The sequence below is a fragment of the Mycobacterium sp. genome, assembly GCF_047975165.1.
Lineage (GTDB): Bacteria > Actinomycetota > Actinomycetes > Mycobacteriales > Mycobacteriaceae > Mycobacterium.
In genome coordinates this window covers 1-15,435 of record NZ_JBKECZ010000057.1, presented here as the reverse complement: position 1 = coordinate 15,435, position 15,435 = coordinate 1, and the positions used below count along the sequence as shown (strand labels likewise).

Genomic DNA, 15,435 nt, shown 5'->3' with positions numbered 1-15,435 from the left:
CTCAGCGCCTTCCCGGCATTCGGCGGCGGGCCCGGTGGCGCCGCTCGGACAGGCCGCCCATCGACTGCTCCAGCGCGCGATCCTCCGGCCAGGACAGCACCTCCACGCCGACCGCGGCCAGGTCGCGATACATCGCCGAACGGTGCAGGGTCCACAGCCGCAGCACCAGCGGATCCTGCTCGCTCTCGAACGGAGAACCGGTCAGGACGTTCACCACAACGACGACGTGGCCGCGCTTGCGCAAATCGATCAGCGCCAACACGAATTCGGTCTCCAGCAGCACCGAGAACGCGACCACGATCGCACCCACCGGAACAGCGGCCCGCGGCGCGAGCGTGCCCGTGGTGTTGTCGAATCCGTCACCCGCACCGAGCAGCGTGTCGAGCACCCGATAGAACTGGCGCTGGCCGAGGTCCGCGCCGAACCAGCGCGGACGGTTGTCCCCGAGTGCGACGATCCCGGCGCGGTCCCCGGAGCGCAGCGCAGTCTGCACCACCTGGGCGGCGCCGCGCACTACGCGTTCGGTGGCCTCGGTCGCCGGACCGGCCGGCTGCCGGTAGGCATCCGCCAGCACCACCACGTCGGCCGCCCGGTCGGTCAACCGCTGCGTCACGTGCAGACGGCCGCGGCGGGCACTGACCGCCCAGTTCACCGTGCGCAACTGGTCGCCGGGGACGTAGGGACGGATATCGGCGTATTCCACACCCGGGCCACGGTGGTGGGTCAGGTGCACCCCCAGCCGGTCGCGCAACTCGGCCGGCGGAGTGGGGGTCGTCTGCGGCGGGGTCAACGGGAACACGATGACTTCGCAGACGTCGACCGCACCGGTTCCGGCCACCAGGCCACCGCGGGCAAGCAGCTCGATACGGGCCCGGACCGGGTACCGACCCCAGCGCCGGGCAACCGCGGTCGCCTGCTTGCGTTGCCCCAAACCCTGCACGTCGAGTTCCATCCCGTCGGGCGCCGACACCGTCAGCTCAACCGACGCCGCATCGGAATCGGTGGTCGTCCACACGGTCACCTGCGTTTGGTCGCCTTCAAAACATCGTTGGGCGTCCGGCTCCCCGTACACCCGGACAACCGGTACCCGAGGTTGCCAGCCCAGCGAGCACAGGACCCCCAGTAGCGGCGCGCTGAACGCGATCAGCTGCGGGCACCCGGCTATGACAGCTGCGGCCAACGCAATTGCGGTGCAGGTTGCCGCCGCCAGCGTCAACGGGGATGCCCGCCAGCCGAATTCGACGTTTCGGGGTTCGGTCACGGCATTTCGGGCCGACCCTCGGCGCGGGGCGCGGGCAGCCGTCGCAACAGTTCTGCGACGATGTCGGCGCCGGAGACCTTGCGCACCCACATCTCCGGTCGCAAGGTGATCCGGTGTGCGACAGCGGGTATGGCCAGTGCCTTGATGTCCTCGGGGATGACATAGTCGCGACCCTGCAGCAGTGCCCGGGCCCGGGCGAGCTGTACCAGGTCGAGTTCGGCACGCGGGCTGGCGCCGACGGCGATCTGCGGATGGCGCCGCGTCGCGGTGGCCAGCGACACCACATAGTGCAGAACATCCTCGTGCACGGTCACCTGCTCGACCGATTCCCGCATGGCCAGCAGGTCGCGCGCATCGACCACCTGATTGACCGTCGGTTCGGTGGCTCCGCGGTCCAGGCGCCGCCGCAGCATCGCGGTCTCGTCCTGTTCGGAGAGGTAGCGCAGTTCCATCCGGATGGCGAATCGATCCAGTTGCGCCTCGGGCAGCGGGTAGGTGCCTTCGTATTCGATGGGGTTGTCGGTGGCCAGCACGATGAACGGGGCCGGCAGCCGGTGGGTTCGGCCGTCGATGCTCACCTGCCCCTCGGCCATGGCCTCCAGCAGGGCGGCCTGGGTCTTGGGCGGGGTGCGGTTGATCTCGTCGCCGAGCAGCAGGTTGGTGAAGATCGGTCCGCGCCGGAATTCGAAGCGGCCGGCGGCCATGTCGTAGATGGTTGCGCCGAGCAGATCCGCGGGCAACAGGTCGGGAGTGAATTGCACTCGGGTGAATTCCAGGCCAAGCGCCGACGCGAACGACCGCGCTATCAGCGTCTTGCCGAGCCCGGGCAGGTCTTCGATCAGCACGTGGCCACCCGCGAGGACAGCCGTCAGAACAAGCGTCAACGCGGAACGCTTGCCCACCACGGCGCGTTCGATTTCGTCCAGCACCGCTACGCTTCGGGCGGTGGTGGTCGCGGCCGGGGTCGTCATAGCGTATCCAGCCTCCGCAGAATTTCCTCCAGTGCGTCGCGGCCGGGCCCGGCATCGGTGCCGGCACGAGCCACCCTGTTGGGATCGACCCACTCCCACAGTTGCGGGCCGACGAGCAGTTCGCCGCTCGCGGCAAACGCCGCCGGGTCCGTGGCCGGCCGTTGCCCGGTCGACATGACGAAACGCTGAGCCAGCACCGGGCGCAGGTGGCGGTCCCACTCCGCGCGGGTGGACTCCGCGCGGCGGATCGTCGTCTCGGTGCCGGCCAGCCAGCGACGCAACCCCTCGCCGACATCGTCGGTGTCCGGCCCTTCGGCCGATGCATCCGAATTCCCCAGTATCCGACGAACATTGAGCAGAACCAGGGCCAGGCCGGCCCCGGCTGCGGTGAGGACGAACCGACGGTCCTGGGAGATCAGCACCAGCAATTCGATACTCACGATGAGTGTAATACCCAGCACCAGAAGGCTTTTCATCTCCGTGTTCCTGCATGCGGCCCAATGTCCTCGAGAATCAGCCGCAACGCCCGTACGGCCTTCTCGCGGTGTTCTTCTCGCATCACATGCGGGCTGAACCGTGCTTCCTCGAACAACTCGACCAGCGCGACGGCGTGTCCGGCGCCGGCGGGCCGCATCGCATTGCGTTCGACGGCGCGGGCCAGCACCTCGGTCGGGGTGTCGAACTCCTGCGGGGCGGCACCGGGGACATCGGACAATTCGCGTTCCATCGCCGTGTAGCAGGCGATGATGGCCTGACGCGGCTCGCGACCGGGGTCCGACATTTCTACCAGCCCGAGTTCGGCGGCACGGGCCAGCGTCTCGGCGACCACGCCCAGCGGCGGGGTTTCGGGACGGACGCCGGCAGCGGTTGCCGGTGGCGCGGGGCGACGCCGGCGCGCCACGATGGCCCCGCCGATGAACAGCAGCACCAGCAGCGGCGTTGTTGTGAGCAGAATCCCGAGGGTGTCGGGGCCTTGGTCGGGCTGCGGGGTTTGACCCGGCACCCCATCGGCGTCGGAGACGGCCGCTGCGACACCGGGATCCTGCTGCGGGACATCGCGGCTGGAATCCGGCGGCCCGAACGCGCGAGACAACAGCCAGGCGGCCAGGAGCCAGGCGGCCAGGATTGCGGCCACGATGGCGACGACCCGCCAGCCCGGCCTGCCGGAACCGCTGCCGAGCAGGCCCGGCAGGTCGCCGGCCGCGGGCGCGTTCGCGACCGGGTTCCGCAGGCGCGCGATGATCGAGATTGCCAGCAGGGCGGTGGCGATCGCCAATGCGGCAGTCAGGATCATCAGGCCGGCGGGGCCGCCGCCGGCCTCGCGTGGGCCCGGCCCGGCCGGCGCCGGAAGGTATCCGCGCAGCGCGGCGGCGGCCACGATCAGCAGGGCGACCACGGCGATCGCATGCGCGGTGGGCCGGTCGACCATCAGCGGCGGCCGGCCGTCCGCGCCGCAGTCGGGCCCCATGGCCAAAAGCTAACCGCGGTTGCAGACCTACGTCCAGACGACGGAGCGGGTCTAGGCTTGGGGTGCTGATCGACCGACGACCAGGAAGGGCTGAGGCGGGGATGCAGATCAATTGGCTCGGCGTCGTGCTCGCGGTCCTCGCGGGCAGGATTGTCGCCGGCATCTGGTACGGCAAGTTGTTCCTGGCGACCTGGTGGAAGCTCACCGGTATCACCCCGGAGCAGTCGAAGGCGGCCAGCAACCGCAATGTCATCAATATGACCCTGGCCAACGCCACCACCGCGCTCGGCCTGGCGGCCGCCATCGCCGTCACTTCCTCGGCGACCGACATCGAGGCGGTGTGGCTCGCCCTCGTCGTTGGATTCGCCGCCTGGCTGGGGTTCTCGGCGACCACACTGCTGGTGCACAACACGTTCGAACTCAAACCGTCGAAGCTGACGGCCATCAATTCCGGCTATCAGCTCGCGCTTTTTCTCGCCATGAGCCTGACGATCGGGCTCCTCTAGCCAAGAGTGCGGCAACCGCGCGGCAGGACTGCGTCGGACTTCCCTCGGTTTCGTACCGGCTGTCGCCTGCTACCAACAGGCCCCGGCCGCAGCGAAGCGGGCAGCGGATTTCTCGTGTGCTATCGAACATATGTTCGAGTTGTCGCGGTTCTGCCTGGTGGGCGAGGGTGCCGCCGAAGCGGAACTGATCGGGCGGATCGCCGAGCTGGAGCGGGTGAAGTCCGCCGCGGCGGCCGGCCAGGCGCGCGCGGCGGCGGCGCTCGAGGCATCCCGGCGGGCAACGGAAGCCGAGCGGGGTGTGCCGGCGGCCAAGCAGGGTCGCGGCCTGGCCGGCGAGATAGCCCTGGCCCGGCGGGATTCCCCGGCACGCGGTAGCCGGCACCTGGGATTCGCTCAAGCGTTGACCCGCGAGATGCCGCACACGCTGGCCGCACTGGAGTGCGGAATGCTCTCCGAATGGCGCGCCACACTGATCGTGCGCGAGTCGGCGTGCCTTGACGTGGTCGACCACCGCGAGTTGTGTGCGGACATGGCAAATCTGAATGGGATGGGTGACGCCCGATTGGCCGCTGCGGCCAAGGCGATCGCCTACCGGCTCGACCCGCATGCCGTCGTGGGTCGTGCCGCGAAAGCCGAAAAGGACCGCACGGTGACCATCCGGCCCGCACCGGACACCATGACCTGGGTCAGTGCGCTGCTGCCGGTCGCGCAGGGCGTGGGTGTGTATGCGGCGCTGCGGCGTGCCGCCGACACGACGTTCGACGGCCGGTCACGTGGACAGGTGATGGCCGACACCCTGGTCGAGCGCGTCACCGGTGCGCCGGCCGGCAGCTCGGCGCCGGTGGCGATCAACCTGGTGATCTCCGATCGGGCGCTGCTCGGCGATGGCGCCGACCCGGCGGTGGTCGACGGCTACGGGCCGATCCCCGCGGAGGTGGCCCGCAACCTGATCGGCAGCGCCATCGCCGACAAGGACTCCCGGGCGACGATGCGCAGGCTGTATGCCAGCCCCAAGTCCGGTGCCCTGGTTGCGATGGAGTCGCGGTCCCGGCAGTTTCCCCGCGGCCTGGCCAAGTTCATCGAGCTGCGGGATCGAACATGCCGCACTCCCTATTGCGACGCCCCGATCCGGCACCGCGATCACGCCGTGCCATGGCATCGCGGTGGGCGCACGACGGCCCAGAACGGGCTCGGATTGTGCGAACGCTGCAACTATGTCAAAGAGTCAGCCGGCTGGCGGGTGGAAACAACAGCCGAAAGCGGCAGGCATACCGCCGAATTCACCACACCGACCGGGCGAAGTTACCGATCTACCGCGCCGCCCGCCTACCCGGACGGCGACCACCATGCGGCGTGACGGTCAGCGGGCTATCCCGTCAACGATGATGGCGGTGGCCTCGTCCACCCGGGAGTCGTCCACGTCCGGCGGCGGGACCCTTGCCAAGGGATGACGGGTCTGCTTTCATAAAGAAGTTCCCATGGATGAACCCGCGGTCGAGGATGTAGGCCGCCTTCAGCGTTCCAGCCGCGACACCACCGCCGTGCCCCGACTGCTGTCGGAATGGCTGTCCACGGTGTTGGACACCACTTCGGAAACCACCCCGGAAATCACCGTGGAAAGCGGCGTCGACGCGACGGGGATGTCCTCGGAAACCATCATCGTCACCGCCCGCTGGGACGGCCACGAGCAGAAGCTGGTCGTCCGGGTGGCCCCCACCGCCCGGGACGTACCGGTTTTTCCCAGCTATCGGCTCGACCACCAATTCGCGGTGATCCGCCGGGTAGCCGAGCTCACCGACGTGCCGGTCCCGCGCGTCCGCTGGATCGAGAACACCGGAGAGGTTCTCGGCGCGCCGTTCTTCCTGATGGACTACGTCGAAGGCCTGGTTCCTCCCGACGTCATGCCCTACACCTTCGGCGGCAACTGGTTCGCCGACGCCCCGGCTGCCCGGCAACGCCAACTTCAGGATGCCTCGGTGGGGGTGCTGGCCGCCCTGCACTCCATCCCCGATGCCGCCGGCGAATTCGGCTTCCTGACCGACGACCTGCGCGGGGACACCGCGTTGCGCAGGCACTTCGGCTGGGTGAGTGCCTGGTACGACTTCGCCGTCGCGGATATCGGCCGTTCTCCCCTGGTGGAGAAGAGCTTTCGATGGCTGCGCGAGCACTGGCCGGACGATGCCGACGCGCGCAAGCCCGTGCTGCTGTGGGGTGACGCCCGGGTGGGCAATGTGCTCTACCGGGACTTCGAACCGGCGGCCGTCCTGGACTGGGAAATGGTGACCCTCGGGCCACGCGAACTGGACGTCGCGTGGATGATATTCGCCCACCGGGTCTTCGAGGAACTCGCCGGCCTGGCCGGGCTGCCCGGCCTGCCGGAGGTGATGCGCGAGGAGGACGTCCGCGACACGTATCGGCGGCTCACCGGCGCGCAGCTCGGTGACCTGCACTGGTTCTACGTGTACGCCGGCGTCATGTGGGCCTGCGTGTTCATGCGCACCGGCGCCCGGCGCATCCACTTCGGCGAGGCCGAGAAACCCCACGAGGTGGAATCGCTGTTCTATCACGCCGCGCTGATGAAACGCCTTATCGGAGAGGACCACTGATGCTCGGACCACTCGACGAATACCCGGTCCACCAGGTCCCCCAGCCGATAGCCTGGCCGGGCTCTTCCGACCGGAACTTCTACGACCGCTCGTACTTCAACGCCCACGACCGCACCGGCGACATCTTCGTGATCACCGGCATCGGCTACTTTCCGAACCTCGGCGTCAAGGATGCATTCATGTTGATCCGGCGCGGGGATTCACAAACAGCAGTGCATCTTTGCGACGCCATCGACCAGGACCGGCTGAACCAGCACGTCAACGGCTACCGCGTCGACGTCATCGAACCGCTGCGCAAATTGCGCATCCAGCTCGACGAAACCGAGGGCATCGCAGCCGATCTCACCTGGGCGGGCCTGTTCGACGTCGTCCAGGAGCAGCCGCACATCCTGCGGTCGGGCACCCGGGTGACCCTCAACGCACAGCGGTTCGCCCAATTGGGCACCTGGAGCGGCCATCTCGTCGTCGATGGCGAACGGATCCCGGTCGATCCGAAGACCTGGATCGGCAGCCGGGACCGGTCCTGGGGCATCCGTCCGGTCGGCGAACCCGAACCGGCCGGCCGGCCCGCCGACCCGCCGTTCGAAGGCATGTGGTGGCTGTATGTGCCGATGGCGTTCGAGGACTTCGCCGTCGTGCTGATCATCCAGGAGGAGCCCGACGGATTCCGTTCGCTCAACGACTGCACCCGCATCTGGCGCGACGGCCGGGTGGAGCAACTGGGCTGGCCCCGGGTCAAGATCCACTACCGCTCCGGCACCCGCATCCCCACCGGCGCCACCATCGACGCGACCGCCCCCGACGGCACCGCAGTCCACTTCGACGTGGAATCCAGATTGCCCGTCCCGATCCACGTCGGCGGCGGATACGGCGGAGACACCGACTGGCTGCACGGCACCTGGAAGGGCAAGAACTTCGCCGAGCGACTGACCTACGACATGACCGACCCAGCGGTGATCGCGCGGTCCGGCTTCGGCGTCATCGACCATGTCGGGCGTGCGGTGTGCCGCGACGGCGACGGCGATCCGGTCGAGGGGTGGGGCCTCTACGAGCACGGCGCACTCGGGCGGCACGACCCGTCGGGTTTCGCCGACTGGCTCACTGTTGCGCCGTAAAACCCCCTACATCGCAGGAGCGCCACCAGTGCCGCCGTCGCCGCCAACGGTGCCGGAACTACCCGCGCCGGCCCCGCCCGCGCCTGCACCGGCGCCGCCGGTTCCGGCACTGCCGCCATCCCCTCCGGTACCGGGATTGCCGTCCTGACCACCCGAGCCGCCTGTTTCAGTGCCGCCGCCGCCACCGCCGCCGCCGCCACCACCACCGGTGGAGCCGCCACCGCCGCCACCGCCGACACCACCGGTGCGGGCAAGGCCACCACCGCCGCCGCCACCGCCGCTACCACCATCACCTCGGCCCGCGGTGCCGGTACCACCGGCACCGCCCACACCGCCGGCACCACCGTCGCCAGTGGCCTCACCGCCGTTTCCGCCGGAACCGGAACCCGAGTTGACGGGGCCGCCGGCACCGCCGGCACTAGCGGCGGAATCGCCGGGGACGGCTCCTCCGCCGCCGCCGCCGCCGGCATTTCCGCCGTTTCCGCCGGTACCAGCACCACCAGCGCCACCAGGGCCACCGTCACCACCACGCCCTCCGGTTCCTTCGACGCCGCCTCCGCCGCCGCCGCCGTCGCCACCGTTCCCGCCTCGACCCGTGGCGCCGGAAGCTGCACCACCGGTGCCACCCTTACCACCTTGGCCGCCCGTTGAGGTTCCACCGTCATCGGCAACACCGCTACTGGTTGCCGTACCACCATCGCCGCCTGCACCACCCTGACCGCCAGTCCCGGCAGAACCACCGGTACCACCGACACCACCAGAGCCGCCGCGGTTGACGATTCCGCCATCGTTGGTGATCGCCGCGGCACCACCGTCACCACCCTCACCCCCGGTACCACCGGCGCCGGCCCCACCACCGGTACCGCCACGGCCTCCATCGCCTCCATGCGTCTGAGAAACACCAGCGACGTCGGTGCCATTGGCCCCAGCACCGCCACCCTCGCCGCCGGCGCCGCCAGTACCATTTACACCGGCCGTACCACCGGTACCACCGCTGCCACCGTAGCCGCCGAGATTGCCCCAGTAGGACTCTGTTCCTGGCGGGCTGCTACCGCCGTTGGCTGCATCCGAGCCCTGTCCACCCGCACCCCCGGCGCCCCCGGTGCCGGCATTACCTGCCGCACCTCCGGTACCGCCACGACCACCGTCGCCACCGTGAACGTAGCGAATCGTGTCGTTGCCGTCCGGGGAGAAGCCACCCTCACCGCCAACACCACCCTGGCCACCGGTGCCGCCGTCGCCAGCCGCACCACCGGTGCCACCGCGACCACCGGCACCGCCGCCCAGATGACTATTCGAAGCGGTGGTGACACCAAGCTCGCCGGCGTCACCACCCTGGCCGCCATGGCCGCCGGCACCACCGGTACCGCCGTCACCGGCTGCACCACCGGTGCCACCGCGACCGCCCTCGCCGCCATGCGCGTACACACCCTCGGTGCCACCAGGGGCTGCATCACCACCATCGCCCGCATCACCGCCGGCCCCACCCCGGCCGCCGGTACCGCTGTCGCCTGCCTCACCACCGGTACCACCTTGACCGCCGGTGCCGCCTCGGTTGTAGACACCGCCGGAGCCGGCATCACCGCCGTGCCCGCCGTTGCCGCCAGTTCCGCCGGTTAGACCAGCACCGACATCAGCGCCCGAACCCCCCCGACCCCCGGTGCCACCGTAGGTCTTGCCGGTGAAGTCCGCAGCCGTACCGCTATCCCCGCCCGCGCCGCCATCGCCGCCGACGCCCGCCATGCCACCGACGCCGGCTTGGCCACCGGCACCACCTACGCCGCCGGTACCGCCACGATTTACATTGCTGGCGCTGGCACCGGTACCGCTGTCAGCACCTCGTCCCCCGTTGCCTCCTCTGCCCCCGTCTACACCAGTCCCGCCCGGCCCCGCATTTCCGCCGTCGCCACCGGCACCACCGGTAGCACCAGATGCAGCCGCAGCGCCGCTGGCCCCGGCGGCTCCGCCGTCACCACCATCGCCGGCAGCTCCGCCGCGGGTACCGCCACCGACGTCACCACCATCGCCGCCGCGACCGCCGATACCACCGATATCGCTTGCCGTCGTGGCGGCATATCCTGCGCCGCCTTCTCCGCCCCGCCCCCCAGCACCGCCGATGCCAGACGTGGCTACACCATCGGCGCCCGCAGATGCCGCCTGCGCGAACCAGCCGCTACGCCCAGCTGCCCCTCCGGCCCCGCCAGTCCCCGTACCAGCCTCACCACCACGACCACCGTCGCCACCTCTGCCACCCTCACCGTCGGTACCGCCTTCGCCGGCACCCGAACCCGAAGTGTTGGTCCATCCGGTCCCGCCGGCGCCGCCGGCTCCACCGTTGCCGCCGCCACCACCACCGGCGCCGCCGTCACCACCCTGGCTGAACAACAACCCCCCGGCCCCGCCGTCACCGCCACGGCCACCGGTGCCCGAACCAGCGGCACCGCCATCTGCACCATCACCGCCCCGACCGTCATCGATGCCTTCCACCCCGGCCGGACCGGCAGCACCATCAGCGCCGTGTCCGCCGCCGACACCGCCGTTGCCGCCGTCGCCACCGTGTCCGTAGAGGAAGCCGCCATGCCCACCATTGCCGCCGGAACCGCCGGCGGTGCCCCCGAGACCATCGGGGTCCGCTCCACCATGACCACCGGCACCCCCCGCCCCCACCAGCCACGCATCACCACCGGCACCCCCGGCCCCACCGGTACCCGCACTGCCCCCGTCCCCGCCATCGCCATAGAAGAACCCGCCGTCACCACCGACACCGCCGTCACCACCATTGCCGTAGATCGCCCCGGCACCCCCGGCCCCACCGACTCCCACCAGCCCGGCACTACCCCCATTGCCACCGAACGTGCCCGCACCCCCGGCACCACCCAACCCATACAGGAACCCGGCGTCACCGCCGGCCCCCCCGGCACCACCCACACCGCCGGTGCCACCGGCCCCACCCCGGCCGAACAACCAGCCATGCCCACCAGCCCCACCCACATTCCCCAACCCGCCCGCACCCCCGGCACCGCCCTCCCCGTACAACCAACCCGCATTACCGCCGGCACCGCCGGCGCCCCCGGCGCCCCCGGCGCCACCGGCGCCACCGGTACCCCACAAACTCGCCGCACCACCCACACCACCCGGGGCACCCGCAGCAGTCTGGGAATACCCCGCACCCCCATTGCCATACAACCAACCCCCAGCCCCACCATTCACGCTGCCCGCAGTCCCATCCGCCCCATCACCGACCAACGGCCGCCCCGTATACGTCACAAACGGCTCATTAATCGGGGCGAAAACCTGCTCGGCCATGGTCTCCGCCGACAACGCCTCCGCACCGGAATACAACGACCCCGCACCGGCCAGCGACGACGCGAACGCCTGCTGAAACCCGGCCACCTGCGCCGCCACACCCTGATAGGCCACCCCGAACTCGCCGAACACCGCAGCCACCGCCGCCGACACCTCATCGGCACCCGCAGCCGCCAACGATGTCGTCACCGACGCAGCAGCAGCATTCACCTCATCCAGAGCCGCGCCGATACCCGCCACCTGCACTGCAGCAGCCGACAACACATCAGACGAGACAACAACAAATGACATGAGCTGATTTTTCCTTCACAGATACCGACCGTTGTGCTATCGGGGGTGAATTCACACCCGGCACAACGTGACCGTGGATACGTGACCGAGATATTTTCCTAAACCGACAACAGAGTTTAACCCACGGAAACCAAATGCACGACCAGTCTGGACAGTGAACATTGCCTCACCGGCCACCGACGCAACGACCTCCGATTCCGGCGAATCAGACGAGGCCCGGCCGGTGGGCAGCGGTCGCGGACCCACAGAAAAGGACAAACAGATCATCAGGCCTGAGTTCGGACATTTTGCTCAAGACCCAGGCGCGAGTGCGAGTCGTTCGCGAGCGTAACGTGGTTGCGATTTTGCGCTCCGGATTTCGCCCTGGCGTTACGCTCGCGAGCAAGCGGGTTCGGTCAATGCGGCATGCCCACCGGCAACGATCCCTCGGGCCTGGTCGAGCAGCACGCCCAGCTCAGCATCGGTATGCGCCAGCCAAGATCCGCCAGGATCACCACCGTGCCCTGATCATTGCGCGCGCCCCGCATCGCCGCCGCGCCCGAGGTCGTGCGCACCTTCACCACGTACGCCACCGGGCGAATCTACCCGCCTAGTACCCCAAGCAAGCCACCCGATCACGCAAACCCACAGGTCAAAGACCTAACGAAGCAGAATCTCGGAGACCGTGTCCGAAGTCAGGACGAGGCCCGACCGGTTGGCAGCGGTCGCGGACCCACAGAAAAGGACCAACAGATCATCAGAGCCGCGCTGGGCGACAGCGCGTGCCGCACAGGTGCCGCTCCCAGCACTCGTTCCTGCACCATCGCTACCTGCGCACTGCGTGCCTGATAGCCCTGTCCGCGAGCGGAGATCACCGTCGCGATGGCCGTCGGCACCGGCGGGGCTCCCCGAGCCCCGGGTATGCCGAATCAGGCGATGATTCCGAGTTGGGCATCGATCTGCGGCCAGTACCGCAGGCCATCCAGGGTGATCAGCACCCAGTCGTGGATCTGGTGATTGGCCAGTACGAAGCTCATCGGTGCGCCTTGCACCCTGGCCGCCTGTTCGAGGACGGCGGCCTGCTGGGCAAGCCGATCCCAGGAACCGGAGTAAACGTAGGTCGGCGGCAACCCGGCCAGCGACCCGAACAGCGGACTGACCAGCGGATCGTTGAGGCTCAATCCGCTGGCCCAGGCGTCGCCGATCGGCCCCGAACCGACGTCCAGCCACGGCGAGAGCAGCACCATGGCCTGCGGCACCGTCTGTCCGTGGCTCACCAGGTATTGGGTGGCCGCCAGCGCGAGGTTGCCGCCCGCGGAGTCCCCGGTCACACTGACGTTGGCGGCTCCGTGCTCGGCGATCTCGGAGGAGATGAGCCCGGCCATCGCGGGTACCACGGTGCCGGCCGTGCCGCCTTCCCACACCAGCGGGTAGATGGGCACCTCGAACGTCGCCCCCGTCTGGTACGCCGTGACCGAGTAGTTGATCCAATGGAAGGGTAGCGGCGGAAAGAGGAACGCGCCGCCGTGGATGGCGACCACGTTCTCACCGGTCGGGCTGGCCGGGGTGATCCGCACGACATGCATTTCGTTGGAGATGCCGTATTCGACGGTTTGTCCCAGCACCCAATTCAGCAGCGGCGGCGGGGAATTACCGGTCAGCCACCCCAGCGGCGGATGGTAACCGTCGAAGAACTCTGAGACAGCGCCGGCGTCGGCGGCGCCCAGGGCGGCCGCGCCGGCCGCCTCCGCGGAGGAATACGACTCGGCCGCACCGGCCAACGCCCGCACGAACCCCTCATGCACGGCCGCCACCTGCGCACTGAGGGCTTCATAGCCCTGCCCGTGGGCGGAGAACACCGCCGCGACGGCCGCCGACACCTCATCTGCGGCGGCAGCCGCGACCGCCGTGGTGGCCGCAGCCGCACCCTGGCTCGCTGTCGCGACCACGGTGCCGACCGACGCCACGTCGACAGCCGCCGCCGACATCAACTCCGGCAGTGCGACAACGAAAGACACCAGGTCACGCCCCGTTGCTCGGGTTACCCGCGGCCAAGGCTAGACACCGGCACCGCCCGCACCGCCCGCACCGCCGGTAGTCCCTGTGTTGGCGCTGCCCGCATTACCAGCGCCGCCGCCGCCGCCGCCGGCAGCGCCAGCTGTGCCGCCGGTGCCGTTGGGTAAACCGTTACCACCGTTACCACCGTTACCACTGGTACCGCCGCCACCACCGCCGCCGCCCCCACCGCCGCCGTGGGTAGTATCGGCGCTGCCCGAGTCGCCGCCTTCGCCGCCCTTACCGCCGTCGCCACCCTCGGTACCACCCTGCCCGCCGAAGCCGCCCCCGCCGCCGCGGCCGCCAGTACTTTTACTTCCACTGCCGCTGGCGTCGCCGGCGTCGCCGCCGTCGCCGCCCTTACCGCCGTCGCCGCCGGTGGTACCGCCCTTACCGCCGGCACCGCCCCGCTCGGCGTTACCCCCCTGAGCCGTACCTCCAGCGTGCGCATCGTTGCCTTTGCCACCATCGCCGCCGTCGCCGCCTTTGCCGCCGGTGGTACCACCCTCACCGCCGGCACCGCCTCTGCCGGAGGTGCCCCCTTGATTGGTTTGGCCGCCCGCCGCAGAACTATTACCGCCGTCGCCGCCGTTGCCGCCGTCGCCGCCGGTGCCGCCGGTGTTGGTAGCGTCACCGCCTTTGCCGCCGGCGCCACCGTCGCCGGGATGGACGCGTAAGGCATTGGGAACCCCCGGGGCGTTGCTCGTGGCTCCAGGGGCGCCGTTGCCGCCATTACCACCTACACCGTTGACACCGGTGGCGTTGCCGCCGTCGCCCCCAGCACCGCCGTAACCGCCAACATTGGTGCTGCTGCCATACGCGCCGGTAGTATCCACGCCGCCCACAGCTGCGGCCGCGCCCGCACCGCCGTTGCCGCCGACACCACCCCTGCCGCCGGCACCTTTCGCGGTGCCGCCGTCACCGCCCCCACCGCCGTCGCCACCAGAGGTTGCCTGCGTATTCGCATCTCCATCCACCGTGCCGGCGCCTGCTCCACCGGCACCACCGTCACCGCCCCTGATGTCGCCGTCACCGCCCTTACCGCCCGCACCGCCGTCGCCACCGCCCAGGCGCAGCGTGGGATTCGCGCCAGTCCCCAAATTGGTCGCCATGGGACCGGCGCCGCCTGTTCCGCCATTACCGCCGGTGCCACCGACACCGGTAGCGTCACCGCCTTCACCACCGGCACCGCCGGTGCCGCCGTAGCTGCGGCCTCCGCCGCCGTCGGCGCCCCCGGTGCCGCCGGTACCGCCCACACCACCGGTGCCGGAGCCGGTGCCTCCGGTACCCGAACCGCCGCCGGTACCGCCGGTGCCGCCCACACCGCCCTGTGCGTTTCCGCTACCCCCAGCCGCGCCCGCATTGCCGCCGGTGCCGCCGTTGCCGCCGGTGCCGCCGGTAGCATTTTTACCACTGTCGCCACCGTTGCCGCCGTCACCGCCATTGCCGGCAATCAGAGTTGACTTCGTGTTGCCGTCACCGGCGTTGCCACCGGTGCCGCCGTCACCGCCGCGTGCGCCGTTGATGTTGTCCCCACCAGTACCTACGTTGACCCCGGTGCCGCCGGTACCGCCGACGCCACCAATGCCGGCGCTGGGCCCACCGTCACCCGCGGCACCGCCCCGACCACCGGAGCCGCCCGCGCCGGCGGTGTCAGCGCAGCCCGGACCGCCTTCACCGCCGTTACCGCCGTTACCGCCGTTGCCGCCGGTATCTCTCCCGGTGGCGTCGAAACCGTCGGCGCAGGCACCCCCGGTGCCGCCGTTGCCCACAACTCCGGTGCCACCAACACCGTCGGCGCCCGCGGCGGCCTGCGCCGCGAACCAGCCGCTGCGCCCGGCCGCCCCGCCGGCCCCCGCGGTACCAGTACCGCCCTC

The 15,435-nt window shown here is 70.0% G+C and carries 11 protein-coding genes and 2 pseudogenes; 4 read left to right on the top strand and 9 right to left on the bottom strand.

What is annotated here, in order from left to right:
* Position 1 precedes the first annotated feature (1 nt).
* Genes ACK5M9_RS06255 through ACK5M9_RS06240 form a run of 4 tightly spaced genes read right to left on the bottom strand, consistent with a single transcriptional unit; the run spans position 2 to position 3,700 of the window.
* Positions 2–1,261, bottom strand: coding sequence for a DUF58 domain-containing protein (locus ACK5M9_RS06255; RefSeq protein ID WP_416892314.1), 1,260 nt, complete (start codon positions 1,259–1,261; stop codon positions 2–4).
* Complete coding sequence (locus tag ACK5M9_RS06250) at positions 1,258–2,232, bottom strand: AAA family ATPase (protein ID WP_416892313.1); 975 nt, start codon at positions 2,230–2,232, stop codon at positions 1,258–1,260. The genes ACK5M9_RS06255 and ACK5M9_RS06250 overlap by 4 nt, the downstream gene beginning before the upstream one ends.
* A complete protein-coding gene (locus ACK5M9_RS06245; RefSeq protein ID WP_416892312.1) occupies positions 2,229–2,708 on the bottom strand; it encodes a hypothetical protein in 480 nt (159 codons plus the stop codon). Before ACK5M9_RS06245 ends, ACK5M9_RS06250 begins: the two co-directional genes overlap by 4 nt.
* Positions 2,705–3,700: a DUF4129 domain-containing protein gene (locus ACK5M9_RS06240; RefSeq protein ID WP_416892311.1), complete on the bottom strand. Its 996-nt coding sequence runs from the start codon at positions 3,698–3,700 to the stop codon at positions 2,705–2,707. The genes ACK5M9_RS06245 and ACK5M9_RS06240 overlap by 4 nt, the downstream gene beginning before the upstream one ends.
* Positions 3,701–3,762: 62 nt before the next feature.
* On the opposite strand from ACK5M9_RS06240, the gene ACK5M9_RS06235 reads away from it, so the two are divergent.
* The 4 genes from ACK5M9_RS06235 to ACK5M9_RS06220 all read left to right on the top strand — a co-directional run bounded on the left by ACK5M9_RS06235 (position 3,763) and on the right by ACK5M9_RS06220 (position 7,927).
* Complete coding sequence (locus ACK5M9_RS06235) at positions 3,763–4,206, top strand: DUF1761 domain-containing protein (RefSeq protein WP_416892310.1); 444 nt, start codon at positions 3,763–3,765, stop codon at positions 4,204–4,206.
* A 130-nt stretch (positions 4,207–4,336) separates the two neighbouring features.
* Positions 4,337–5,563 carry a DUF222 domain-containing protein gene (locus ACK5M9_RS06230; RefSeq protein ID WP_416892309.1) on the top strand — a complete coding sequence of 409 codons (1,227 nt, stop codon included), beginning with the start codon at positions 4,337–4,339 and terminating at the stop codon, positions 5,561–5,563.
* 121 nt (positions 5,564–5,684) lie between these two features.
* Positions 5,685–6,812: a phosphotransferase family protein gene (locus ACK5M9_RS06225; RefSeq protein WP_416892308.1), complete on the top strand. Its 1,128-nt coding sequence runs from the start codon at positions 5,685–5,687 to the stop codon at positions 6,810–6,812.
* Positions 6,812–7,927, top strand: coding sequence for a hypothetical protein (locus ACK5M9_RS06220; RefSeq protein WP_416892307.1), 1,116 nt, complete (start codon positions 6,812–6,814; stop codon positions 7,925–7,927). Before ACK5M9_RS06225 ends, ACK5M9_RS06220 begins: the two co-directional genes overlap by 1 nt.
* A gap of 6 nt (positions 7,928–7,933) precedes the next feature.
* On the opposite strand, the gene ACK5M9_RS06215 is transcribed toward ACK5M9_RS06220, so the two are convergent.
* The 5 genes and pseudogenes from ACK5M9_RS06215 to ACK5M9_RS06195 form a co-directional block, all read right to left on the bottom strand.
* Entirely contained in the window at positions 7,934–11,524 is a 3,591-nt protein-coding gene (locus ACK5M9_RS06215; RefSeq protein WP_416892306.1) for a PE family protein, read from the bottom strand.
* A 372-nt stretch (positions 11,525–11,896) separates the two neighbouring features.
* Positions 11,897–12,096 (bottom strand): annotated as a pseudogene (locus tag ACK5M9_RS06210) (IS1634 family transposase); the annotation flags it as partial.
* A gap of 102 nt (positions 12,097–12,198) precedes the next feature.
* Complete coding sequence (locus tag ACK5M9_RS06205; RefSeq protein WP_416892335.1) at positions 12,199–12,426, bottom strand: PE domain-containing protein; 228 nt, start codon at positions 12,424–12,426, stop codon at positions 12,199–12,201.
* Between the two features lie 6 nt (positions 12,427–12,432).
* Positions 12,433–13,524: a PE domain-containing protein gene (locus ACK5M9_RS06200; RefSeq protein ID WP_416892334.1), complete on the bottom strand. Its 1,092-nt coding sequence runs from the start codon at positions 13,522–13,524 to the stop codon at positions 12,433–12,435.
* A gap of 36 nt (positions 13,525–13,560) precedes the next feature.
* Positions 13,561–15,435: pseudogene (locus tag ACK5M9_RS06195) on the bottom strand (PE family protein); the annotation flags it as partial.